At 52.9% G+C, this 25,356-nt stretch carries 22 protein-coding genes; 4 read left to right on the forward strand and 18 right to left on the reverse strand.

What is annotated here, in order from left to right; all coding sequences use genetic code 11:
- Position 1: 1 nt before the first annotated feature.
- From hisS to yfhM, 7 genes are all read right to left on the reverse strand, one after another.
- On the reverse strand, positions 2-1,276 hold the full coding sequence (hisS, locus tag HEN21_RS07240; protein ID WP_016158779.1) for a histidine--tRNA ligase: 1,275 nt from the start codon (positions 1,274-1,276) through the stop codon (positions 2-4).
- A 110-nt stretch (positions 1,277-1,386) separates the two neighbouring features.
- On the reverse strand, positions 1,387-2,505 hold the full coding sequence (ispG, locus tag HEN21_RS07245; RefSeq protein ID WP_000551807.1) for a flavodoxin-dependent (E)-4-hydroxy-3-methylbut-2-enyl-diphosphate synthase: 1,119 nt from the start codon (positions 2,503-2,505) through the stop codon (positions 1,387-1,389).
- A gap of 26 nt (positions 2,506-2,531) precedes the next feature.
- Complete coding sequence (gene rodZ / locus HEN21_RS07250) at positions 2,532-3,542, reverse strand: cytoskeleton protein RodZ (protein ID WP_001090829.1); 1,011 nt, start codon at positions 3,540-3,542, stop codon at positions 2,532-2,534.
- Positions 3,543-3,826: 284 nt separating this feature from the next.
- Complete coding sequence (locus tag HEN21_RS07255) at positions 3,827-4,981, reverse strand: bifunctional tRNA (adenosine(37)-C2)-methyltransferase TrmG/ribosomal RNA large subunit methyltransferase RlmN (protein WP_176251778.1); 1,155 nt, start codon at positions 4,979-4,981, stop codon at positions 3,827-3,829.
- A gap of 149 nt (positions 4,982-5,130) precedes the next feature.
- Positions 5,131-5,562: a nucleoside-diphosphate kinase gene (ndk, locus tag HEN21_RS07260; RefSeq protein ID WP_000963837.1), complete on the reverse strand. Its 432-nt coding sequence runs from the start codon at positions 5,560-5,562 to the stop codon at positions 5,131-5,133.
- Positions 5,563-5,710: 148 nt separating this feature from the next.
- Positions 5,711-8,023 (reverse strand): peptidoglycan glycosyltransferase PbpC, encoded by a 2,313-nt coding sequence (gene pbpC / locus HEN21_RS07265; RefSeq protein ID WP_176251779.1) that lies wholly within the window; start codon positions 8,021-8,023, stop codon positions 5,711-5,713.
- Positions 8,024-12,985 (reverse strand): alpha2-macroglobulin, encoded by a 4,962-nt coding sequence (gene yfhM / locus HEN21_RS07270; RefSeq protein ID WP_176251780.1) that lies wholly within the window; start codon positions 12,983-12,985, stop codon positions 8,024-8,026. It abuts the gene before it with no gap.
- Between the two features lie 205 nt (positions 12,986-13,190).
- On the opposite strand from yfhM, the gene sseA reads away from it, so the two are divergent.
- Both sseA and timP read left to right on the forward strand, forming a co-directional pair.
- Positions 13,191-14,036 carry a 3-mercaptopyruvate sulfurtransferase gene (sseA, locus tag HEN21_RS07275; protein WP_176251781.1) on the forward strand — a complete coding sequence of 282 codons (846 nt, stop codon included), beginning with the start codon at positions 13,191-13,193 and terminating at the stop codon, positions 14,034-14,036.
- A 342-nt stretch (positions 14,037-14,378) separates the two neighbouring features.
- Entirely contained in the window at positions 14,379-14,504 is a 126-nt protein-coding gene (gene timP / locus HEN21_RS22990) for a small toxic inner membrane protein TimP (protein WP_286192448.1), read from the forward strand.
- Between the two features lie 31 nt (positions 14,505-14,535).
- On the opposite strand, the gene sseB is transcribed toward timP, so the two are convergent.
- From sseB to trmJ, 11 genes are all read right to left on the reverse strand, one after another.
- The gene (gene sseB / locus HEN21_RS07280; protein ID WP_105286668.1) at positions 14,536-15,312 is read right to left on the reverse strand and encodes an enhanced serine sensitivity protein SseB; all 777 of its coding nucleotides are present in this window, start codon (positions 15,310-15,312) and stop codon (positions 14,536-14,538) included.
- Positions 15,313-15,454: 142 nt separating this feature from the next.
- A complete protein-coding gene (pepB, locus tag HEN21_RS07285) occupies positions 15,455-16,738 on the reverse strand; it encodes an aminopeptidase PepB (protein WP_105286667.1) in 1,284 nt (427 codons plus the stop codon).
- 58 nt (positions 16,739-16,796) lie between these two features.
- Complete coding sequence (iscX, locus tag HEN21_RS07290; RefSeq protein WP_000523616.1) at positions 16,797-16,997, reverse strand: Fe-S cluster assembly protein IscX; 201 nt, start codon at positions 16,995-16,997, stop codon at positions 16,797-16,799.
- Between the two features lie 11 nt (positions 16,998-17,008).
- On the reverse strand, positions 17,009-17,344 hold the full coding sequence (gene fdx / locus HEN21_RS07295; protein ID WP_001124469.1) for an ISC system 2Fe-2S type ferredoxin: 336 nt from the start codon (positions 17,342-17,344) through the stop codon (positions 17,009-17,011).
- Between the two features lies 1 nt (position 17,345).
- A complete protein-coding gene (gene hscA, locus HEN21_RS07300; protein WP_001196613.1) occupies positions 17,346-19,196 on the reverse strand; it encodes a Fe-S protein assembly chaperone HscA in 1,851 nt (616 codons plus the stop codon).
- 16 nt (positions 19,197-19,212) lie between these two features.
- On the reverse strand, positions 19,213-19,728 hold the full coding sequence (hscB, locus tag HEN21_RS07305) for a co-chaperone HscB (RefSeq protein WP_000384413.1): 516 nt from the start codon (positions 19,726-19,728) through the stop codon (positions 19,213-19,215).
- Positions 19,729-19,823: 95 nt separating this feature from the next.
- Complete coding sequence (iscA, locus tag HEN21_RS07310; RefSeq protein ID WP_000028953.1) at positions 19,824-20,147, reverse strand: iron-sulfur cluster assembly protein IscA; 324 nt, start codon at positions 20,145-20,147, stop codon at positions 19,824-19,826.
- A gap of 16 nt (positions 20,148-20,163) precedes the next feature.
- Positions 20,164-20,550 carry a Fe-S cluster assembly scaffold IscU gene (gene iscU, locus HEN21_RS07315; RefSeq protein ID WP_000331707.1) on the reverse strand — a complete coding sequence of 129 codons (387 nt, stop codon included), beginning with the start codon at positions 20,548-20,550 and terminating at the stop codon, positions 20,164-20,166.
- 27 nt (positions 20,551-20,577) lie between these two features.
- Positions 20,578-21,792: a cysteine desulfurase gene (gene iscS, locus HEN21_RS07320; protein WP_001295373.1), complete on the reverse strand. Its 1,215-nt coding sequence runs from the start codon at positions 21,790-21,792 to the stop codon at positions 20,578-20,580.
- A 115-nt stretch (positions 21,793-21,907) separates the two neighbouring features.
- A complete protein-coding gene (gene iscR / locus HEN21_RS07325) occupies positions 21,908-22,396 on the reverse strand; it encodes a Fe-S cluster assembly transcriptional regulator IscR (RefSeq protein WP_001241355.1) in 489 nt (162 codons plus the stop codon).
- Between the two features lie 269 nt (positions 22,397-22,665).
- Positions 22,666-23,406 carry a tRNA (cytosine(32)/uridine(32)-2'-O)-methyltransferase TrmJ gene (gene trmJ, locus HEN21_RS07330; protein WP_176251782.1) on the reverse strand — a complete coding sequence of 247 codons (741 nt, stop codon included), beginning with the start codon at positions 23,404-23,406 and terminating at the stop codon, positions 22,666-22,668.
- A gap of 118 nt (positions 23,407-23,524) precedes the next feature.
- Between trmJ and suhB the strand changes: the two genes are divergently transcribed.
- Positions 23,525-24,328, forward strand: a complete 804-nt coding sequence (suhB, locus tag HEN21_RS07335; RefSeq protein WP_000553455.1) for an inositol-1-monophosphatase — start codon at positions 23,525-23,527, stop codon at positions 24,326-24,328.
- A 144-nt stretch (positions 24,329-24,472) separates the two neighbouring features.
- Positions 24,473-25,333, forward strand: coding sequence for an alpha/beta hydrolase (locus HEN21_RS07340; RefSeq protein WP_176251783.1), 861 nt, complete (start codon positions 24,473-24,475; stop codon positions 25,331-25,333).
- Positions 25,334-25,356: the final 23 nt, after the last annotated feature.

Raw genomic sequence — 25,356 nt, forward strand, 5'->3', positions numbered from 1 at the left:
CTTAACCCAGTAACGTGTGCAAATGCGCGGCTACGCTATCCTGCGCAACTGCCGTTTGCTCACCAGAGCGCAAATCCTTCACTACTGCCGTGCCATTAGCTACTTCAGACTCACCCAGCACCACAGCAACGCGGGCACCCCATTTATCAGCACGGGCAAACTGTTTCTTAAAGTTGCCGCCACCGTGGTTGGTCATCAGTTTCACGCCAGGTAATTCATCACGCAGACGCTCAGCTAATGCCATAGCCGCAGATTGTGTATCAGTACCCGAAGCCACCAGGTATATATCGACAACGGGATCGGCTTTAAATTCCGGGTTAACTGCCTGAACTAACAACACCAGACGTTCGAGGCCCATCGCAAAACCGACTGCCGGTGTGGCGCGACCGCCCAGTTGTTCCACCAGACCGTCATAACGACCGCCCGCGCACACCGTGCCCTGGGAACCGAGGCTGTTAGTGACCCACTCAAAAACGGTACGATTGTAGTAATCCAGACCACGCACCAGACGCTGGTTTACGGTGTAGGCAATGCCTGCGCTCTCAAGCAGTTTGCACAGACCGGCAAAATGCTCGCGAGACTCTTCATCCAGATAATCGCCCAACGCCGGAGCGTCGTTGAGTAACGCCTGCACTTCCGGATTTTTGGAATCCAGCACGCGCAACGGGTTGGTGTACATACGACGTTTACAGTCTTCGTCCAGCTTTTCTTTATGCTGTTCAAGGAACGCAACCAGCGCATCGCGGTAATTGGCGCGAGCTTCCAGCGAACCAATAGAGTTCAGTTCGAGAGTAACGTGCTCAGAGATACCCAGCGCACGCCACCAGCGGGCGGTGAGCATAATCAGTTCGGCATCGATATCCGGGCCTTGCAGACCGAAAACTTCGCAGCCCAACTGATGGAACTGACGATAACGCCCTTTCTGCGGACGCTCGTGACGGAACATTGGCCCGATATACCACAGACGCTGTTCCTGATTGTACAGAAGACCATGCTCGATGCCGGCGCGTACACAGCCCGCCGTCCCTTCAGGACGCAGAGTCAGGCTGTCGCCATTACGATCCTCAAAGGTGTACATCTCTTTTTCAACCACGTCGGTGACTTCACCAATCGCACGTTTGAATAGCGGGGTCTGCTCTACAATCGGCAAGCGGATTTCACTGTAACCGTAGCTGCCGAGCACGTTTTTCAGTGTGCCTTCAATGCGCTGCCAGATGGCCGTTTCGCCAGGCAGGTAATCGTTCATGCCGCGAATGGCTTGAATGTTTTTTGCCACGTTTATTCTCTTTCTGAATATAAAAATGAACCCTCAACGCTTCCCTCAATATTTCGGGAGCCATGCGGGTTCAATCATACACGGGAAGCGAGGCGCTTCCCATCACGTTATTATTTTTCAACCTGCTGAACGTCAATTCGACGCGCTTCGTCCAGTTGGCTGGCTTTCGCACGAATGCGTGCTTCCAGCTGATCGATCATGTCGTTATTGTCCAGACGGTCTTTGCGCACGCCATCTTCATAGAGGCCGCTTTTCTTGTTGCCGCCCGTAACGCCAAGCGTAGAAACCAGCGCCTCGCCTGGGCCATTCACCACGCAGCCAATAATCGAAACGTCCATCGGGGTGATGATATCTTCCAGACGTTGCTCCAGCGCGTTAACCGTACCGATAACGTCAAACTCCTGACGTGAGCAGGTCGGGCAGGCGATGAAGTTGATGCCACGCGAACGAATACGCAGCGATTTCAAAATATCAAAACCGACTTTGATCTCTTCGACCGGATCAGCCGCCAGCGAGACGCGCAGCGTGTCGCCAATGCCTTCCGACAACAGCAGACCTAAACCAATGGCCGATTTCACCGCCCCGCTGCGTGCGCCACCGGCTTCGGTGATCCCCAGGTGCAACGGCTGATCGATCTGTTTTGCCAGCAGACGATAAGACTCAACCGCGAGGAAAACGTCAGATGCTTTCACACTGACCTTGAACTGATCAAAGTTCAGACGATCGAGATGATCAACATGGCGCATGGCAGATTCCAGCAACGCCTGCGGCGTCGGTTCGCCATACTTTTCTTGCAGATCTTTTTCCAGCGATCCAGCGTTAACACCAATACGAATCGGAATGTTTTTATCGCGCGCACAGTCAACCACCATGCGAATGCGTTCTTCATTACCAATATTGCCTGGGTTAATGCGCAGACAGTCAACGCCGTATTCCGCTACTTTCAGTGCAATGCGATAGTCGAAGTGGATGTCGGCCACCAGCGGTACGTTAACCTGCTGCTTGATGAGCTTGAACGCTTCTGCCGCGTCCATCGTCGGTACAGAGACGCGAACGATATCAGCGCCGACACGTTCCAGCGCCTTAATTTGATTGACCGTTGCTTCGACGTCTGTCGTACGCGTATTGGTCATGGACTGTACGGCGATGGGAGCACCATCGCCAATCGGCACATTCCCAACGTAAATACGTGTTGATTTTCTACGTTGAATTGGAGCCTGGTTATGCATGAAAAATCTCCCGCGTTACCCGTCTGTTACTGCGCCAGTGATTGTTCGGCATTGAGGGTCAGACGCGCAACCTGGTTAGTTCTGATAAAACGACTCAGATCGACAGGTTTCCCTTGATACTGGATCTGTACTGCGGCTGGTGCACCAATTTTCAGTTTATACGGTGCCTGACCGCTTAAATTCAAATTACCGCCTTTACGCTGCATCCCGCTAAACAGTTTTTTGCCGGTAGAATCGGTGACTTCCAGCCAGCAATCAGCAGTAAAGTTCATCACCAGCGCATTAGGATCAGCCGCCGGAGTGGTCACGCCAGCCTGATCAATTGGCAACGGCGCAGCGCCATCTGGCGTTGTTGTTGCAACTGGCGCCGCTGGTGTAGTAGTAGCCGCGATATCAACATTTGCCTGTGAAGGAGGAACAACCGCGTCCTGCTGCGGCGCTACAGCGGGTGCTGGCGTCGTCACGGCTGGTGTTTGCGTGTTCGTGGCGGTGGTATCTACAGCCGCAGGCGATGTAGTCGTCTGGGTTTCGGTAGCAGATGTATCTAACGGTACACTCTGGCTCTGGTTATTATTCAGCTCCGCAGTGGATTGATCAGCCATGGTGCTAATCTCTTCCTGCTGGGCTTTGTGATCCTGCCACCACCAGGCGCCGCTCAGGCCAATCACCACAAACAGCACCAGCCAGGTGAAAGTCATCAACCAGCCATCGCGTTTTTTGCGGCGTTTGCCGAGGGAAAAACTCTGCATTGGCGCAACTTTTGCGGCTCGCAGTGGAGCCTGCTTTTCCAGTCCCGGCAGCAGTTCTTCTTCCGGAATATGGACCAGACGCGCATAAGAGCGGATATACCCGCGCAAGAATGTTGAAGCAAGATCGGCGGGTGCCTTATCTTCTTCAATGTCGCGTACCGTGGAAACCTTCAAACAAAGTCGTTCGGCAACGGCTTGCTGGCTAAGTCCAAGTTGTTCACGGGCATTACGCAAGCGAGCGCCGGTGGTAAGTGCTTCATTTTGGTCGTGCGTGGCTTCAGTATTCATTCGCTGCAGGTACGTTTAAAAGAGAATTGGGATGCCGGTGAACCATCACGCCCACCCACACCGCGAAACATCCGTAAAGTTAACCTTTATCATACAGTATAAGACTGTCTGTGTGCTCGTGACAAAGCCCACATGAATCAAAGCTAACTTACTGTTGCATCGTTACATACTGCCTTAAAGTCAGCAAAAACGCACCGTTAATATTGATCAGACAATTGCAACTTAATGCTACATTCATAAAACATTACGCCACGGTACATAAAGTAACCGTGGCGTAATGGCTATCAGACCGTTTTAATATCGATGGCTTCACCCTGCATCCGTTTACGCAGAGTACGTTTAGTACGGTCAATGACATCGCCCGCCAGCTGACCACAGGCGGCGTCGATATCATCACCACGAGTTTTACGCACAATGGTGGTGAAACCGTAGCTCATCAGCACTTTTGAGAAGCGGTCGATACGGCTGTTCGAACTACGACCATACGGCGCGCCCGGGAACGGGTTCCATGGGATCAGGTTAATCTTACACGGCGTATCTTTCAGCAGCTCCGCCAGTTGGTGCGCGTGTTCAGTGCCATCGTTAACGTGGTCAAGCATCACGTATTCAATAGTGACTCGGCCCTGATTAGCATTGGATTTCTCCAGATAACGGCGCACTGCAGCAAGGAACGTTTCGATATTGTACTTTTTGTTGATTGGTACAATTTCATCACGAATTTCGTCGTTCGGCGCGTGCAGGGAAATTGCCAGCGCAACGTCAATCATATCGCCCAGTTTATCCAGCGCCGGAACCACACCGGAAGTGGAAAGCGTCACGCGACGTTTAGACAGACCAAAACCGAAATCATCGAGCATGATTTCCATCGCCGGAACGACATTGTTCAGGTTGAGCAGCGGTTCGCCCATGCCCATCATCACTACGTTAGTGATCGGACGCTGACCAGTGATTTTTGCTGCGCCGACGATTTTCGCCGCACGCCACACCTGACCGATGATTTCCGACACCCGCAGGTTACGGTTAAAACCCTGCTGGGCAGTGGAACAGAATTTACACTCCAGCGCACAACCAACCTGCGAGGAGACACAAAGCGTGGCGCGGTCGTCTTCCGGGATATACACCGTTTCGACACGCTGATCGCCAACAGCAATCGCCCATTTGATGGTGCCGTCGGATGAACGCTGTTCTTCAACCACTTCCGGTGCGCGGATTTCCGCCACCTCTTTCAGTTTGCCACGCAACACTTTGTTGATGTCGGTCATCTCATCAAAGTTGTCGCAGCAATAGTGATACATCCACTTCATCACCTGATCGGCGCGGAAGGGTTTTTCACCTAACTCTTTAAAAAACTCCCGCATCTGCTGACGGTTGAGATCCAGCAGGTTAATTTTTCCATCTTTCGTGGTGACGTTTTCAGGTGTGACTAATTGTTCAGACATATGCTATTCCGGCCTCGTTATTACACGTTATGGCCCCTGGAGGGTTGAAAAAAGAAACGCCCCGGTGAGCGGCTGCTCGTCCGGGGGCGCTGCATTGTACAAATTCTGGCGCACGGATGCCACGTTTGCACGCGGCATTTACGAAATTATTAACGGGTGCGCGGGCACACTTCGCCTTCGCCGAAGAAGTAGGCGATTTCGCGAGCGGCAGATTCTACAGAATCGGAGCCATGAGTGCCGTTTTCGGTCAGGCTGTCAGCGTAGTCTGCGCGCAGAGTTCCCGCCAGAGCGTTCGCCGGGTTGGTCGCGCCCAGCAGATCGCGGTGACGCTGAACGGCATTTTCACCTTCCAGCACGGAAACGACGATCGGACCAGAGGTCATGAACTCAACCAGACCATCAAAGAACGGTTTCCCATCGTGTTCAGCATAAAAGCCACGAGCCTGCTCAACGGTCAGGTGCAGCATTTTGGTGCCGACAATTTTGAACCCTGCAGCTTCAAAGCGCGCAAAGATATTACCAATGACGTTTTTTGCTACCGCGTTCGGTTTAATGATGGAAAAAGTACGTTCAATTGCCATTTTTACCTCTGTAAATTATTCTGTTGTTGTCTGTACCAGCGTACGAGATGGCGCGGATTATAATGAGCAACAGAGCCGTTGACTATTGATGAAGGTAACATTTTTTTAAAATAAACCTAGTTTAAGCAACAAACATGGTGGAAACAGACTATTGCATAACAAATTTCACTGTCGCTACCTGCCCCACTTCATCCATTACCAGCAATTGATAATCACCTTTTTCCGTTAAATGCAGAGTCACACTACGCCCGCGTTCAGCTAACGGTTCGCCATTCAGAAACCACCAGCGTTCTCCGGCACCACCGTTGGATTGCACCGGCAAAGTCGCTTCCGCCGCACCAGGTAAACGCTTGATAATGGTGCCATCACGAACGCCAGTCAATTGCAGCGGGAGCTGAGCGTCGTGACCGTACGGTGGGCAAATTGTCGAGGCTGGTGGCAAGCGCACAGCGCGGCGTTCTGATGCAGGCAACCAGGGTTCCAGCGGTAGTGGCCAGACATTCATCATTGCTTGTCGCGCCTGTGGGCAATCGGCGGCGACGCGTTTGCCATTTTCATCCAGCCAGATGGGAAAACGGATGCCATTAATCCCTTCTTGCTCTGGCAGTAACAGGGTTGGCGGCTGGCTTCCATCCAATAACCAGGTTGCCAGACGACGGCGACAGTTACTGTCACCTTCTGGTAAAGACTGCCCGCCAGGCCAGCAGATAACGCTACGAGTGACTGAGTTCGGGCGCGGATCTTCCGGCAGATTTGCACTGCGCGACAACAAAATATTATTAACCTGATTCAACAACGGTACGGCGCTGGCAAAGCCAAACTGACCGACAACGGGCGTGCCGTCCGGTCTGCCAGTCCAGATGCCAATCACATAGCGAGCGTTTACACCTATCGCCCAGGCATCACGATAGCCGTAGCTGGTGCCCGTTTTCCACGCCAGGGGTACGACGCGCGGCAAGGCACCGTCCGGCAAGGGCTGCGCTTCATCAGCCATGATTCGGCGGATGATCCATGCGGCGCCCGGCGACATTAAGGGGCGTTCAAGCAGCGGATCGTCAGGCTGTAAGCGCAATTTTCCTGCCTTACCGTGGCGGGCAAAAGCGGTGTACGCTGCCGCCATATCCTCCAGTTTTGCGCCAGCACCGCCGAGAATGAGCGAAAGATTCGGCACAGCACCATTGGGCAAATACAACGGCAACCCAACATTGCGTAATTTTGCCGCAAACCGTTTCGGGCCATAGGCTTCCAGCACCTGCACAGCAGGTAAGTTCAGCGAGCGTACCAGCGCCTCACTCATGCTGATCGAGCCATGAAAACCGCTGTCAAAGTTTCCAGGCCGGTAATCACCAGTGCGTCGTGGGACGTCTTGCAACAGCGATGCCGGATGGATCAATCCCTCATCCAGCGCCAGACCATAAACAAAGGGTTTGAGCACCGATCCTGGCGATCGGATCGCATTGACCATATCAACATGACCAAAGCGTGAATCATCGTTGAGATCGACCGATCCCACCCAGCCGCGAACACGCATATCGGTATGATCAATCACGATCATCGCGAGTGAACTGCGCGGTGGCAATCGTCCTTTCCAGTTTTGCGCCAGTTCTTCCAGACGCCGCTGAAGACCGGCATCCAGCGTAGTAACAATTTTGTCGCTTTTACTTTTACCGAGCATCATCCGTGAAAACAGCGGTGCCAGTTGCGGCATTTGTCGGGGCGCCAGCCAGACGGGTTCTTCGCTTGACTCTTTTACCTGCTCGCGGGACCACACACCTTGCACCGCCATCCGTTCGAGCACTTTATTACGCGCGGCCTCAGCACGCTCCGGCCAGCGATCCGGGCGCAGTCGGCTGGGCGCTTGCGGTAACACAGCCAGCATTGCTGCCTCGGAATAGCTTAAATTCGCGGGCGATTTTCCAAGATAAGCCCAGCTTGCCGCACCAATCCCCTGCAACGTGCCACCAAACGGGGCGCGGTTAAGATACAGGGTCAGAATGTCACGTTTAGACAGATGCCACTCCAGTTGTAACGCGCGCCAGAGCTGGCGAATTTTACCGCCAAACGTTTTGGGGTGAGGATCAAGCAGACGAGCAACCTGCATAGTGAGCGTGCTGCCGCCGGAGATAACCCGTCCCGAAGTCAGATCCTGCCAGGCAGCGCGCGCCACCGAGAACGGGTTTACGCCAGGATGCTTCCAGAACCAGCGATCTTCGTAATTGATCAGTGCTTCAAGGTAACGCGGAGAAACATCTTCGATAGTCACTGGATAACGCCAGATACCGTCAGCATCGGCGAAGCGCCAGAGCGGCGTTCCATCCTGCGCCACGACCACACGTGCGGGATTGACTTCATGCAGCGGCAGAGGCCAGAGTTTATCTGCTCCCCACGCCGCCAGAATGATAATAAAGGGCGCGGCTGCCAGCGTTATCCAGCAACCGCGTTTACTTAACAGACGAAGCATTTACGGTCTGACAATCAGCAGATCTTCAGCCGCGCCGGTCGCCCGCCATTGAGGAACATACATCGATTCCACCATCGGCTGCGGCACCTGATACGTTCCCGGCGTCACCGCCCGCGCCAGATATACCAGCGTAACCGGCTGGTATTCATCAACGGCAACCGCCGCCACAAAGCGATCGTCACGAAACTCAATGTGCTTAATGCTCGCCTGCTGCATTTGATTAAGCAGGTTTTGCACTTCGCTACCACTTTGCTCCAGACTGGCGCTGCCGTTCGCCAGGTTCTGGTTTTCCAGTTCCAGACCCGCTGGCAGCAAATCAACCACCAGCGCATCTGGCACGCTGTTACTGGCTTTTACCTGCAACCAGACCAGTACCAGATCGCCGCTACGTAAAGAGTCCAGCGATTTGCTCTTACCGTCAGTACCAAGAATATGACGCTCGATTTGCAGCACATTACTCGCAGGTAAAGGTGCGGATTGCGGATAACCGCTGGCATCCACACGCAGCCATAACGGCTGGGTGCCACTGTTAGTTACCTGCAAAGTTGCCAGTTGATCGCTATTCAGATTGCTGTTTTGGGCTTTCTCGGCTGTCAGCGGCTCGGCAGAGAAAGAGGTTTGCACTTGCCATTTACCCGGTAAATCCTGAATCGAACGGGCAGCCAGGAACAACGCATTACTTTCCTGAGTTGATAGCCAGCGTTCACCAAACACCTGCTGCGAAAGTGTATTCAGCAGGGTGTTCTGCTCATCTGGCAACAGTTTGTTCTCTTCCAGTAAGGAGAGCATCAACGCGTTGTCGCGCAGTGGGCTACCGTAATCGCCAAGCCATATCCGCTCATCATTATTACGCGGCGTTTTCAGCGCCAGCGCAATTGCGTCTACACTCCGCGTCGCATCACCCATGGTTTTCAGCGCAATGCCAAGTTGCAGTAGCGGTAAACCAGAAGCGGCATCTGCACGACGCTCCCAGATTTCACGCAGCGCACCCAGCGGTGCCTTTTGCTGACGAGCCAGCACCAGCGCAGCGTAAGACTGTACGGCGAATTTACTGGCTTTGAGATTATCGGCATACGGGATCGACATCATGCCCGGATCTTGTAAATAGCGCAGCAGACGCTCATTACCCCGGTTAATAGCTTCTGTCGGCACGCTGTAACCCTGCCCACCTGCGCGAACCAGGAAATCCATCACATAAGCCGTCAGCCAGTACTCTTCGTCACTGTATTTATCCCATAGCGCAAAACCGCCATTATCGCGTTGCATTTGCAACAAACGGGAAATGCCAATATCAACTGCCGCACGGCGTTTATCATCACTGTCGCCTTTGATGCCCAACGCCTGCAGTTGGGCTGCGTTGGTATAAAGTGACGGGAACAGGCCGCTGGCGGTTTGCTCAAGACAGCCGTACGGATACGCTTTTAACTCTTTGATATAACGTGCGATGTTCAGTGGTGGTTTGCCGCTCAACAACAATTGCCCTTCCAGCGTAACAGGCGAGAAGTTTTGCAATCCATCCGCCGGAATCGTCCATGTCTCACCAGGCTGCAACGCCGTACCGTAATTAACCGTTTGTGCCGGGAACGCCGGACGGACGCCGATTTTCCACTGCTTATGCTGATCGGCAACGGTTTCACCCGGTAACGCTAACCCGCTAATGGTGGCCTGAATTTCTCCATCGCCATAACCCGGCAATGCTCGCACCGGGATAAACAGCGTTGTACGCACACCTGGCGCTAATTCAACGGCTGCGGGTGAATCGCTGACCAGTTCAAGCAAACCACTGGCGGTCAGGGCAACGTTCAGTTTTTGCGGTTTATCGGTAAGATTAGTGATATCCAGCGTCAGGCGCGAAGTGTCGCCACTCGCCATAAAGCGCGGCATGTTCAGTTCGGCTATCACGGGTGCCGCAACAACCACTTTGCTTTCGTTGCTGCCGAAGTCATCTGCCGTCCAGGCTTGCGCCATGACGCGCAATTCACCGTTAAAATCGCCAATCGGCAGTGTAACCGTACCTTCGCCCTGTTCGTTGAGCGTTACCGGCTGTGCCTGTTGCGCGACAATATTGACGTGATTGACCGGCGGCTTACCACCACGTTTCAGTTCATCGCCATCGCCACCAAAACGCAGAGCTGCCAGACGCCCCTGACCTTCAATGACCTGACCGTAAATATCGTATATGTCTGCGCCATAGCGTTTCTGACCGAAGAACGCCTGCCACGGATCTGGCGTAACGTAATCAGTAATATTCAGCACACCGCTATCAACGGCAGACACCAGCACATTCACCTGTTTTGGCATATCACCATTTTTATTGCTGGCTTTGATTTTCACAGTTAATGGCTGATTGGGGCGCATTTTTGCCGGTGTTTCCAGCGCCAGATCGAGACGACGGTTTTCATCGCCAAGCGGCAAATGCAACACGCCAACCGCGCGTTTTGGCGTCGCAGAGCGAGATTTATCGCCAGGACGCACCACCAGCGTACTTAAATAGAGGTCGTGCCGATTCCAGGTTTTATCGACCGGAATCGTTAAATCCAGCCCTTGTGCCGGAACATCAATCTCTTGCCACCACAGCGGCCCTTCACTGGACTCGACCATCGCGTAGCCTTTACCCGCCGTTGGCGCGGCAATGTGCAACTTAATGGTATCGCCAGGACGATAACTGGCTTTATCCAGTTTCATCGTGACGCGATCCGGACGTACCGCACCGCTACCGTCGCTGTTGTCCTGCCAGCTATAGCCAGCCCAGAAACGCACGCTACTAACCGCTTCATTCGGCGCTTTGACTTCCAGACGATAAGCGCCCCACTCTACCGGAAAACTTACCTTACCAGTTTCATCCGCTTGAAGATCCAGCGTTTGTTCATTTTCGATCAGATCTTTTTGATCAAACTGTGACTGCCAGCCTTCATCTTCTGACCAGTTCCAGTAGTAATCTCGACGTTCGCGAATCAGACGCACCTGCAAGCCCGAAACGGCTTTTTTCACGCCCTGTGCATCGCTATAAACGATGTCAAAAGCGGCGTTGCTGCCTTCATTAACAATGGGTTGTTTTACAGTCGTGTCAGTACGGTAATCGTAAACCGATTTCAAGGCGAACTGCGGGCGGATCCCCGGGAGCGCATCGGCAGGCCATATAGCCTGTTCAGCACGGCGCGTCACCGGGCGACCGCCAGATTCCAGCAAACTGCCCTGGAGAATAACCTGCAATGGGGAATGCGTTTCCTTCCACTGGCTTTCTGTAGAAACCTCGCCGCGCCCTTTATCATCCAGCGTCAACTGAACTTCATCCAGCGTGCGGGAAAGGTTTTCGGCAGCTATATCGCCAAATTCGAAACCAGGTAATGCAGAAACCGCTTCACGCAGAGGGCGCAGGAAAAGCTGCCCCTGCAAAGTATTACCGTTAGCAGGCGCACCGTACAGGTAGTAACCCACCACGGAGAATTTCACCTCATCTTTCGGCGTTAACGGGATTTTCTCGCCGGTCAGCTTCAACGCCATGCGTTCTGGCATAAAATCTTCGACGTGGAAATCCCACATCCGATACTGGTTATCGCCAGTGTTAGCGCGAATATGCCACATGCCGGTTGCCGCACTGCTATCCAGTTGCCAGGTAAAGTGATAGAGGCCATTCTCCGGCTGACTAACGACACTACGCAGTACCTGCCCGTCAGGTTTAATCACGTCTAACTTGATGGGTTGATCGGGCAATGCTTTACCGTCTGCATCACGCAGTAAGCCGTTGAGGATTACGGTTTCACCCGGGCGATAAAGATCGCGCGGGCCAAACATAAAGAACTGTTTGCTATAACCCGGTGCACCAGCAATGTTAAATTCCGCTAAGTCCAGCGCCGGAAGTTTTAAATCGAGCAGCGTTGTCTGACCATCTTTACGTGCCAGCAGTAATGCCGCGTTTTTATCGTTTTCCAGCTGTACATGACCCTGTGCATCACTGGTCGCCTGAGTCAGAGTCTGCCCTTTCTCATTTAATAACGAGACTTCAATTCCTTGCTGAGCCGCACCGTTTTCCAGGCTTTGGGTAAAGATATCCAGACGATTATGATAACGGTGAGCCGATACGCCGATATCACTTAATGTAAACAGAGTCGCGGGATTACTGTAATCGTAACGTCCGGCCTGATTCATCACAGCCAGATACACGCCCGCCTGCTGAAGCGGTTTGATATCACCCAGCGGTAGCAATAATTTTTCACGGGTATTACGCGCGGGATTGAGATCAAAACGTCCGGTGTAGACTAGATCCGCCATCTGCAGCAATTTGTCAGATTGCCAGTTCGCCAGCGAATTGCGGTATTCCCATTGGCTAATGAATGCTGGCAGAGATTCGGGTTTAACACGGAAGAAGTTAACATCGACATTGTTAACGTTGAGCGCCATTACCGGCAGTCCTTCAACGACTTTTCCAGGCAGCAGCGAACCACGGCTGGCAAAACCGACGCTGGGTTGAATATCGCGGGTGGTGATCGTCTTTTCGTAATCTTTACTGAAGGTTGCGTTATTGAGCGCCTTCATTTCCTGCCCAATAGTCACGATCAAATCACGTTTAGGTTCGAGGTGGCGTAAACGCAGCTCTTTAAGATTATCTGACAGCTCCCAGGCACCATCCACTTTACCGCTCTTTTTATCGATGACATGAACAACACGCGAGAAATCCTGATCCGGGTCGAGGGGGATGGAGAAAGTCAGCACCAGCGTGGCTGCACCATCGAGTTGTACCTCAGAGAGATCAAGCAATGTCAGTATCTTACCGGCACTCTGTTGTGCCAGTTTTTGCCTCTCCGGCGCAGAGAGTTTTGCTGAACTCGCGTTTTCTGAAGATGTACCTTTAGCAGCTTCAGAAGGGGTATCTTTTTTCACCGCTGTTGGCGCGTTATCGTTGTTGTCGCACCCTGCCAGCGCCAGCATTAACATGCAGGCGGCTATGCGTAACTTTTTCATTTATCATCCCTGCCACAATGGCCCGTTAGCAACGTCGAATAATTATTATGCGTGAGAATTAGCGTTATGTAATTCAGTATCACGTCCACAGAATCTGAATTTTGGTGATAAATGTGGCTCAGGCAGCCAAATCAGCCTCTTTTGCTTGTCGCTTTTCACTAAACGTCCGACAATTTAGCCTACCCCGGCAAAAATGGAGATGCCTATGTCCACGACATGGTTTGTAGGAGCCGACTGGCTCGCCGAACATATTGATGATCCTGAAATTCAGATTATTGATGCCCGCATGGCACCGCCCGGACAGGAAGATCGTAACGTTGCCCAGGAGTATCTCAATGGGCATATCCCCGGCGCAGTATTTTTCGATATCGAAGCTCTTTCCGATCACACCTCCCCGCTTCCGCACATGCTGCCGCGCCCGGAAACGTTCGCCGTAGCGATGCGTGAACTGGGCGTTAATCAGGACAAACATCTGATTGTCTATGACGAAGGTAATCTTTTCTCAGCCCCGCGAGCATGGTGGATGCTGCGCACCTTTGGCGTGGAGAAAGTGTCGATTCTTGGCGGTGGACTGGCGGGCTGGCAGCGTGATGACCTACTGTTAGAAGAAGGCGAAGTGGAGCTGCCAGAAGGAGAGTTTAACACCGCCTTTAACCCGGAAGCCGTGGTGAAAGTCACCGATGTATTGCTGGCAAGCCATGAAAAAACGGCGCAAATTATCGATGCCCGTCCGGCTGCACGTTTTAACGCTGAAATTGATGAACCTCGCCCTGGTTTACGTCGCGGGCATATTCCCGGCGCGCTGAATGTTCCCTGGACGGAGCTGGTGCGTGAAGGTGAACTGAAAACGACTGATGAACTCGATGCGATATTTTTTAGTTACGGTATCAGCTATGACAAACCGATTATTGTCAGCTGCGGCTCTGGTGTAACGGCCGCCGTTGTGTTACTGGCACTTGCTACGCTGGATGTGCCAAACGTGAAACTGTACGACGGCGCATGGAGTGAATGGGGCGCGCGAGCAGATTTACCGGTTGAGCCAGTGAAATAAGCTTTTTACAGGCAACAAAAAACCGCCGAATTTGGCGGTTTTTTGTTGCTGGTCTGGTTCGCGGCCTTTCCAGCTGGTTGACTTGTGTTGCCGGAGCAACGCAGGCACCCCACAGTGTTGAAATACTCTCTTTTATGCCTGGCCATGTCAAGATAATAAACAGAGTAATTATTCAAACATGAGGGTATTATTCTTGACGGCCCTTTTCGCCGTCTCGCAAACGGGCGCTGGCTTTAGGAAAGGATGTTCCATGACCCTAAATGCAGGTACCCCACAGTGCTTGCTATCGCGGCAATATCGCCAGTGGTGCTGTCGTGATGCGGTCTTCGCATGGACCGCACAATGAAGATACGGTGCTTTTGTATCGTACTTATTGTTTCTGGTGCGCTGTTTTCCGAAGTAAATAATAACCGGAGTCTCTCTGGTAATAATTTACTGGTGGCTCACAACCTTCAGAACAGCAAGTAAGCCCGAATGCCGCCCTTTTGGGCGGCATATTTTAGATTATCCGATTCTGTTTAAAATCACGCAAAAAGCCACCCCAGCGACGTTCATAGAATGGCGCAATATGTTCGGTAATAAAGTGGCTAATTCCTTTTTCCCCTTTTTTCACCTGGCAAATATCAATAGGTTCATCGCCTGGTAATGTATCGGTCGCTACACTTCCCGTCGCCTGAATAATTTCTTCGATATCACCATCGGCTTCAATGCCAATAAGCAGATTAGGCTGTGCCTCTTCGTTCTCTTTAATTGAACAAATAAAAGCGCGCTTCACCGGCTTAATAGTTTTAAATAAGGTAGTGAGTGAATCAATCATTTGTGCTGGCGGCTCTGCGACTTCCGATAATATCAGCGATTCGCCGCCTTCCAGTACTTCCTGACTGCTCAGCGGATTACCCTCTTCACCGATCAGCAAACTGATTTCACGCGGCATAAATTCTTTACCGGTAGGCAGTTTGGCATTAAGGAAAAGCGTTTCGCCAAGGGTCATCTCAAACAATGTGCGAACGGGCATTACGACAAATGCCTGTTCGCCGTCAACCGCCTGTTGAAGTGCTTCTAACGAGGTGAAAAAAGGAATGACGCTGGTGCCGTCTTCTTTTTCCCAATGTTGTAAATCAAGCGCGCTATCTTCAACCACAGCCTCGCCCTGCGCCGCTGTACCTGGCACCCAGACGGTGGATTCCAGTAGAGTACGGAAAAAAGCCGGACGATGCGCCGGTTCGGTTGCTGCTTTTTCCAGCAGGTCTTCAAGTTCGTTTTTTGTTTCGGACATAAGAACCACAATTCATTCAACGTTCGGGGCGGAAGTGCCTGATGCGCTACGCTTATCAGGCCTACAAAGGAATCGCAATTTGTTGAATTTGCAATACTTTGTAGGCTGGATAAGGCGTTTATGCCGCATCCGGCATAAACGATTACGCCGTTAACAGATTAGCAATCGTGCGCACACCCAGCCCGGTCGCGCCCGCAGACCACTGTTCAACCGGCGCTTTACGGTAAGTCGCCGAACAATCTATATGCAACCAGCCTTGCTGATAGTTCTCAACAAAGTGCGACAGGAAGCCCGCCGCCGTGCTCGCGCCTGCCGGATACGCCGCGCTTCCGGTGTTGTTCAGTTCAGCAAAGTTTGACGGCAACTGGCTGCGGTGGAATTCTGCCAGCGGCAGACGCCAGAATGGTTCGTTCTCTTGCGCGGCACTCGCCAGCAAACGCCCTGCCAGCGCATCGTCAAAACTAAACAGCGCGTGATAATCATTACCCAGCGCGGTTTTCGCCGCTCCGGTCAAGGTCGCGGCATCAATAATCAGTTCTGGTTTCTGCGCACTGGCGTCAATCAGGCCATCTGCCAGCACCAGGCGCCCTTCCGCATCGGTGTTCATCACTTCGACTTTTTTACCGTTGCGATAGGTGATGATATCGCCCAGCTTGAACGCGTTGCCGCTGATCAGGTTATCCGCACAGCAGAGGAAAAGCTTCACGCGCTTGTTCAGACCGCGAGTGATGGCAAATGCCAGCGCCCCGGTAACCGTTGCCGCACCGCCCATATCGGACTTCATCGAATCCATAAACGCAGTCTGTTTGATGCTGTAGCCGCCGGAATCAAAGGTGATACCTTTACCTACCAGGCACGCGTACACCGGCGCTTCTTTATCGCCAGTTGGGTTGTAATCCAGCGACAGCAATACTGGAGAACGTTCTGAACCGCGCCCGACGGTGTGCAGCCCCATATAGCCTTGTTCGCGTAGATCTTCGCCTTTGGTGATCCGGTAAGTCACACGATCGCCCGCGACGTTGCTGATCAGATCAACAGCACGCTGTGCCAGTTGCGATGGCCCCAGTTCTTCCGCCGGTGCGTTGATGGTGTCACGCACCCAGTCGATGATCATCAGGCGGTTATCCAGCTCCTGACGTTGAACATCGTCCAGATCCGGCCACTCCACTTTACGCGTGCCTTTCGGGGCTTTGTAACCTTGCCAGAATGCCCAGCAACGATCCGCATCCCAGCCTTCACCGCTTAGCTGAACATGTTTGATGCCCAGACCGTCAATCTTGCGCGCCGCACGCTGGATCAGCCCCAGATCGTCCGCCCCGTTCAAATGCAGGGTAATGCCATCATTATTAATGCTGTAAGTCGCTTTTTCTCCCCAGCGCGCGTCGGCAGGCTGGGTCGAGAGGGTAATTTTCATCGCTTCTGTCATTTTAGTTATCCTTATTTGTTTAACAGCAAAACGGGCCACCCCCAGGCAGCCCGTTTATTCACTCAGCTTCGTCCAGCCAGACTAACAAAATCGCTTCGAGGATTTTCTCGTTAGATGCCTGCGGGTCGTCGTCGAAATCTTCCAGATCGCAAATCCACTGATGCATATCGGTGAATCGAACCGTTTTCGGGTCGAGATCGGGATACGCATCGTACAGTGCTTCGCCAATTTCGCGGCTATCGGTCCACTTAAGTCCCATACTAACCTCTGTTAATGCTCACGCGCATGGTTGATAGTGTAACGCGGAATTTCGACCACTAAATCTTCGTCAGTGACGCGCGCCTGGCAGCTTAAACGGCTTTCCGGCTCCAGCCCCCAGGCTTTGTCCAGCATGTCGTCTTCCTGCTCTGAGCTTTCCGGCAGCGAGTCAAAACCTTCACGCACGATGCAGTGGCAGGTGGTGCAGGCACATGATTTTTCACAGGCGTGTTCAATCTCGATACCGTTACGCAACGCAGCATCAAGAATGGTTTCACCGCTATTAGCTTCCAGAACAGCGCCATCAGGGCAGAGATCCTGATGAGGCAAAATAACAATCTTTGGCATATTAAACCTCGTCCACGGAATGGCCTTTCAGCGCACGACGAACCGACTGGTCCATGCGGCGAGCGGCGAAATCCTGGGTTTGTTTGTCTACGTTTTTAATCGCTTGTTCGATGGCATCAACGTCATCGCCCTGCGCCACTTCACTCAGATGAGCGGCAGCATCGTCAATGACCTGACGCTCTGCGGCGCTTAACAGCGCGGCATCAGCAGCCAGCGCACCGTGCAGACTTTCCAGTACGCGTGCCGCTTCGACTTTTTGTTCTGCCAGCATACGGGCTTTTACGTCCTGCTCGGCATAGCTCATTGAGTCTTTGATCATTGAGGCGATTTCGCTGTCAGTCAGACCATAAGACGGTTTGACCTGAATAGACGCCTCAACGCCGGTCGATTTTTCCATCGCCGTCACGCTCAAAAGACCGTCGGCATCGACCTGGAACGTTACGCGAATATGCGCGCCGCCAGCCGGTAACGCCGGGATACCACGCAGCGCAAAACGCGCCAGCGAACGGCAGTCCTGCACCAGTTCACGCTCACCCTGCATAACATGGATAGACATCGCTGTCTGGCCATCTTTGAAAGTGGTGAAATCCTGGGCACGAGCCACCGGAATCGTGGTATTACGCGGGATCACTTTCTCCACCAGGCCGCCCATGGTTTCGAGGCCCAGCGACAGCGGGATCACATCAAGCAGCAGCATTTCGCTGTCCGGCTTGTTACCCACCAGAATATCCGCCTGAATCGCCGCGCCAATGGCCACAACTTTATCTGGGTCGATGGAAGTCAGCGGTGGACGACCGAAAAACTCGCCCACTCGTTCACGCACCAGCGGCACGCGAGTAGAACCGCCAACCATCACCACTTCCAGTACTTCATCAGCCTCTACGCCCGCGTCTTTCAACGCACGACGACAGGCCAATAAGGTACGTTTTACCAGCGGTGCGATCAGTTCGTTGAATTGTTCACGGCTGATTTCGCCCTGCCAGCCCGCGACGTTAACGGTCACAGAGTCCGCATCGCTCAGCGCGATTTTGGCTGCAATGGCGGCATCCAGCAGTTCACGCTGAACACGGTTATCGCTACGGTCAGGAATGCCCGCCTGCTCGCGAATGTAATCCGCCAGCAGATGGTCAAAGTCATCGCCGCCGAGCGCGGAATCACCGCCGGTCGCCAGCACTTCAAACACGCCGCGACTTAAGCGCAGAATGGATATATCAAAAGTCCCACCGCCAAGGTCATAAACGGCGATCACACCTTCCTGACCGGAATCCAACCCGTAGGCGATAGCCGCAGCGGTCGGTTCGTTAAGCAGGCGCAGGACGTGCAGGCCAGCCAGGCGCGCGGCATCTTTGGTGCCCTGACGCTGGGCATCGTCAAAGTACGCCGGAACGGTGATAACCACACCATCCAGCTCGCCGGCCAGGGCTTCAGTTGCCCGGGCCGCCAGTGCTTTGAGGATGTCCGCAGAAACGCGCACCGGGTTCAGCAACCCCGCCGCCGTTTCAATCATTGGCAGGCCGTTTTCGCTGGCCTGAAATTGATAAGGCAGATGCGGATAGCGTTGCTGGATATCAGCCAGCGAGCGCCCCATCAGGCGTTTAACAGAACTAATGGTGTTGGCGGTATCAAGCGCAGCGTTAGTACGCGCGTCATAACCCACCGAATGCCCTTGCTGTTGATAGTGAACAACAGACGGCAGCAGGTGACGGCCTTCATGGTCGGCTAACGTTTCGGCCTGACCGCTGCGTACTGTCGCCACCAGCGAGTTGGTTGTGCCCAGGTCGATACCGGCCGCCAGACGACGCTGATGCGGCGCAGCACTCAAACCAGGTTCACTAATTTGTAATAAGGCCATGTTTAGCTTCCAGAAATTAAAAATCGAGCAGTTTTTCTTCGAGTTGTTCGGCACTGCTTCGCAGTTTATCGAGAAAACGCAGCTTACGCACGGTATCCGCCGCCGCGTCCCACGTCTCGTTGTCTAACTGTTCAACCATCAACTGGTGACGGGTATCAAACATCTTTTTAACGCGTTTGATAAAGCTTTCCAGCCGCGCTTCGTCTTTCGCCTGTTCGATCTCGTCCAGTTCTTCGCGCAGTTCCAGCTGTTCCATCAGGAACGCGGTGTCGCGCACAGTATGCTGCTCGCTGGCGAGATCAAAACCATGCAACGAAAGCAGGTATTCTGCCCGCATCAATGGATGACGCAGCGTTTGCCATGCCTGGTTAATGGTTGCGGATTGCTGTACGGCGGCGAGTTGTTCCGCCTGGCTTCCGCTGGCGAATTTATCAGGATGATACTGACGTTGTAGATCCTGAAAACGCAGGCTCAGTGCCTGGGTATCGAGTTGATAACGGGCAGGCAAGCCAAAGAGGGTGAAGTAATCCATAACATTCTCAGGGCTGCGATCCGCCGCGATGGCGGCGAATCAGGTAAAACAAACCCCACGCGCAGGCGACCACGGTGGGGTTATCGGTATGCGCATCAGACGTGGAAGCTTTCGCCGCAACCACATTCATCTTTGACGTTCGGGTTGGTGAATTTAAACCCTTCGTTCAGGCCTTCTTTTACGAAGTCCAGTTGCGTACCGTCCAGAAATTGCAGGCTTTTTCCATCGACCACGACTTTCACGCCTTTGTCTTCAAACACGATGTCTTCCGGCGTCGGTTCGTCAACAAATTCCAGTACATAAGCCATACCTGAACACCCGGAGGTTCTCACGCCCAGACGCAGGCCAAACCCTTTACCACGGTTAGCCAGAAAGGTATTTACTCGCGCTGCTGCACTGTCGCTCAGTGTAATCGACATAACCAAACCTCAACTCTTATTTTGCTTCACGTTTGCTTTTATAGTCCGCAATGGCGGCTTTGATCGCGTCTTCTGCCAGAATAGAACAGTGAATTTTCACCGGCGGCAGTTCAAGTTCTTCAGCAATATCGGTGTTTTTAATCGCCTGTGCTTCGTCCAGAGATTTCCCTTTCACCCATTCGGTCACCAGGGAGCTGGAAGCGATAGCGGAACCGCAGCCGTAAGTTTTAAAACGCGCGTCTTCAATGATACCTTCATCGTTGACTTTAATCTGCAACTTCATCACGTCGCCACAGGCCGGTGCACCCACCATGCCGCTGCCCACGTTCTCGTCGTTGTTGTCGAAGGAACCCACGTTACGCGGATTCTCGTAATGGTCGATAACTTTTTCGCTGTAAGCCATTATAAATTCTCCTGATTCCGATACCGATTAATGATGAGCCCATTCGATGCTGTTCAGATCCACGCCCTGCTTGTACATTTCCCACAGCGGAGAAAGGTCACGCAGACGACCGATGGATTTACGAACTAACTCGATGGTGTAGTCGATCTCTTCTTCAGTAGTAAAACGACCTAAAGAGAAACGGATAGAGCTATGTGCCAGCTCGTCGTTCAGCCCCAGCGCGCGCAGCACATAGGACGGTTCGAGGCTTGCCGACGTACAGGCGGAACCTGAAGAAACCGCGAGGTCTTTCAGCGCCATAATCAGCGACTCACCTTCAACGTAGTTAAAGCTGACGTTGAGAATGTTCGGCGCACCGTGTTCCAGGTCACCGTTCAGGTAAACTTCTTCGATATCTTTGATGCCGTTCCACAGACGGTTACGCAGACCGCGCAGACGTTCCATCTCGGTCGCCATCTCTTCTTTTGCGATGCGATAGGCTTCGCCCATACCGACGATCTGGTGAACAGGCAAAGTGCCGGAACGCATGCCGCGCTCGTGACCGCCGCCGTGCATTTGAGCTTCAATGCGTACGCGCGGTTTACGACGCACATACAGCGCACCGATACCTTTCGGGCCATAGATTTTGTGACCGGAGAAAGACATCAGGTCAACTTTCAACTGGCTCAGGTCGATAGGCAGTTTGCCCACGCTCTGGGTTGCATCAACGTGATAGATAATGCCGCGAGCACGGCACATTTCGCCGATAGCCGCGATATCCTGCACCACGCCGATTTCGTTATTCACGTGCATGATGGAAACGAGAATAGTGTCGTCACGCATCGCCGCTTCGAGTTCTTTCAGGTCGATAATGCCGTTACGCTGCGGTGCCAGGTAGGTGACTTCGAAACCTTCGCGCTCCAGCTGACGGCAGGTATCCAGTACCGCTTTATGTTCGGTTTTGCTGGTGATGATGTGCTTGCCTTTTTTCTGATAAAAGTTGGCTGCACCTTTGATCGCCAGGTTGTCAGATTCGGTTGCACCAGAGGTAAAGACGATTTCACGCGGGTCAGCACCGACCAGATCGGCAATCTGATTACGGGCGATATCTACGGCTTCTTCAGCCTGCCAGCCGAAACGGTGAGAACGGGAGGCCGGGTTACCAAAGGTTCCGTCCATCGTCATAAACTGCATCATTTTCTCGGCAACACGCGGGTCCACCGGCGTGGTTGCGGAGTAGTCGAGATAAATCGGTAATTTCATTGCTCTATAAACTCCGTACATCACTCAATGCAAGGAATCAGGCTACCGGCTGGATGTACGACCGTGTTTACGGAGCGCGATACGCCCCGGCCTGATTCTGAATACTTTTTATCTTTTATGCGCGCAACTTAACGTCGATCGCGTCTTGTGTGCGGCTGCGTGGCGCGTCGTGAGTATGCTGACGACCAGACACATCCAGCACTTCCTGGTTATTAACCAGTTCGCCTAAAGTAATGTTGTTGAGAAAACCGGTGAGACGGTCGCTCAAATCACGCCACAGCGCGTGGGTCAGGCATTTATCGCCGCCCTGGCAGCCGCCTTTACCCTGACAACGGGTGGCATCTACAGATTCGTCAACGGCGCTAATCACTTCGCCAACGGCGATGCTGCTGGCATCTTTGCCCAACAGATAACCACCGCCAGGTCCACGTACGCTGGAAACCAGACCATTTTTACGCAGACGGGAAAACAGTTGTTCCAGATAGGAAAGGGAAATTCCCTGACGTTCGGAAATATCAGCCAACGGTACCGGGCCTGCTTCGGAGTTGAGCGCAACGTCCAGCATTGCGGTCACGGCATAGCGCCCTTTAGATGTCAGTCTCATGTCTTACTTCACCTCAAACTCACCCCTGCCCGGGGGTTTTTATTGTAAAAGTGGGGGTATTGCATAGCAGGGTCAAGTCTGACATTCCCGAGTAATTTGGTCAACTATTTACTTGACTGATTTAGTCAGGTATTTAACCTTCAGTGCCATTTTTTATCGTGGCGTTTGTACCTATTATAGGATGCGGCGTGAACGCCTTATCCGACCTGGGGTTCTGTACACTTCCAGGCCTGATAAGACGCGATAAGTGTCGCATCCGGCGACGACTGTTATTCAGCCTTGTTACCTTTGTTTTGCTGCTCAATGGAAGCCAGAATCCCGCGCAGGATATTCAACTCCTGGCTTTCCGGGCGCGCACGGGTAAACAGACGGCGCAATTTATTCATCACCTGCCCCGGATGGTTTTCACGAATAAAGCCGGTTGCCAGCAGCGTTTGCTCCAGATGACCGTAAAAACGCTCCAGATCGTCGACCAGCGGATACGGCGTCTCTTCATGCTCGACCTGCTCGCAATTTTCCTGAGTTGCCAGCCAGGCCATGCGCACTTCATAGGCAATAACCTGAACCGCCATCGCCAGGTTCAGCGAACTGTATTCCGGGTTCGCGGCAATCGCGACATGATAATGGCATTTCTGCAACTCTTCATTGGTCAAGCCGACGCGCTCACGACCAAAAACCAGCGCCACCGGGGTATTTGCCGCTTCAGCGACGCTTTTCAGTCCGCATTCGCGCGGGTCGAGCATCGGCCACGGCAGCGTGCGGGAGCGTGCGCTGGTGCCAACCACCAGGCTACAACCGGCTAACGCTTCGTCGAGCGTATCGACGATGTGAGCATTACCAATCACATCGCTGGCTCCCGCCGCCAGCGCGATGGCCTGAGAGTCAGGTTTCACCAGTGGATTAACCAACCACAGATTGGTTAATCCCATTGTTTTCATGGCACGGGCAACAGAACCCATATTGCCGGTGTGTGACGTCTCCACCAGCACAATTCGAATATTTTGCAGCATTGTCTTTCTTCGTCTAAAGATTATTCGCGCATCTTATCATAAAACGAAGACAGATGCCGATCTCGCTGCTATACTCTGCGCCGTTTTCCCGTTCTTTAACATCCAGTGAGAGAGACCGATGCATCCGATGCTGAACATCGCCGTGCGCGCAGCGCGCAAGGCGGGTAATTTAATTGCCAAAAACTATGAAACCCCGGACGCTGTAGAAGCGAGCCAGAAAGGCAGCAACGATTTCGTGACCAACGTAGATAAAGCTGCCGAAGCGGTGATTATCGACACGATTCGTAAATCTTACCCGCAGCACACCATCATCACCGAAGAAAGCGGTGAACTTGAAGGTACTGATCAGGATGTTCAATGGGTTATCGATCCACTGGATGGCACTACCAACTTTATCAAACGTCTGCCGCACTTCGCGGTATCTATCGCTGTTCGTATCAAAGGCCGCACCGAAGTTGCTGTGGTTTACGATCCTATGCGTAACGAACTGTTCACCGCGACTCGCGGTCAGGGCGCACAGCTGAACGGCTATCGTCTGCGCGGCAGCACCGCTCGCGATCTCGACGGTACTATTCTGGCGACCGGTTTCCCTTTCAAAGCGAAACAGTACGCAACCACCTACATCAATATCGTTGGCAAACTGTTTAGCGAATGCGCTGACTTCCGTCGTACCGGTTCTGCGGCGCTGGATCTGGCTTACGTAGCCGCTGGTCGCGTTGACGGTTTCTTCGAAATTGGTCTGCGCCCGTGGGACTTCGCCGCAGGCGAACTGCTGGTTCGTGAAGCAGGCGGTATCGTCAGCGATTTCACCGGTGGTCATAACTACATGCTGACTGGTAACATCGTTGCCGGTAACCCACGCGTAGTAAAAGCCATGCTGTCAAATATGCGTGACGAGTTAAGCGACGCTCTGAAGCGTTAATGACTCTGGCGGGTGATATCACTCACCCGCCCTCGCCTTTCAGGCGCTATTCCGAAATACTTCCTCACCGCTTTACTTTCTTTCGCCGCTCTCCCACCATCTTTCCCCGATTAATGGATTATAAAGAAGTCGCAAGGAAAGGTTATGGCACTGCCAGTGAACAAACGCGTTCTCAAAATTCTGTTTATCCTCTTTGTTGTTGCCTTCTGCGTTTATTTAGTGCCGCGCGTTGCCATCAATTTCTTCTATTATCCTGACGACAAAATTTACGGTCCCGAACCCTGGTCGGCGGAATCCGTCGAATTTACGGCTAAGGACGGTACTCATCTGCAAGGCTGGTTTATCCCTTCTTCGACGGGCCCTGCTGATAACGCCATTGCTACCATTATTCATGCTCACGGCAATGCCGGAAATATGTCCGCCCACTGGCCGCTGGTCAGTTGGTTACCCGAGCGTAATTTCAACGTTTTTATGTTTGATTATCGCGGGTTTGGTAAATCAAAAGGCACGCCGTCCCAGGCTGGATTACTGGACGATACGCTAAGCGCCATCAGCGTGGTGCGCCATCGCAGTGATGTAAACCCACAACGGCTGGTGCTGTTCGGGCAGAGTATTGGAGGGGCGAATATTCTTGATGTTATTGGTCAGGGAGGTAGTGAGGGCATACGTGCGGTGATCCTCGACTCCACATTTGCCTCTTATGCGACCATCGCCAACCAGATGATCCCTGGCAGTGGCTACTTACTTGATGAGAGTTATAGCGGCGAAAATTACATCGCCAGCGTCAGCCCGATCCCGCTTTTACTGATTCACGGTAAAGCCGATCACGTTATCCCGTGGCAGCACAGTGAAAAGTTATATGCTCTGGCGAAAGAGCCAAAACGCCTGATTCTGATCCCTGACGGCGAACACATTGATGCCTTTTCCGATCGTCATGGTGATGTTTATCGTGAGCAGATGGTGGATTTTATCCTCAGTGCGTTGAATCCCGGGAATTCCCCCTAAGAATAAAACAGCAATAAATCACA

This window comes from Escherichia sp. 93.1518, from assembly GCF_013368915.2.
In the GTDB taxonomy this organism is placed as follows: Bacteria; Pseudomonadota; Gammaproteobacteria; order Enterobacterales; family Enterobacteriaceae; genus Escherichia; species Escherichia ruysiae.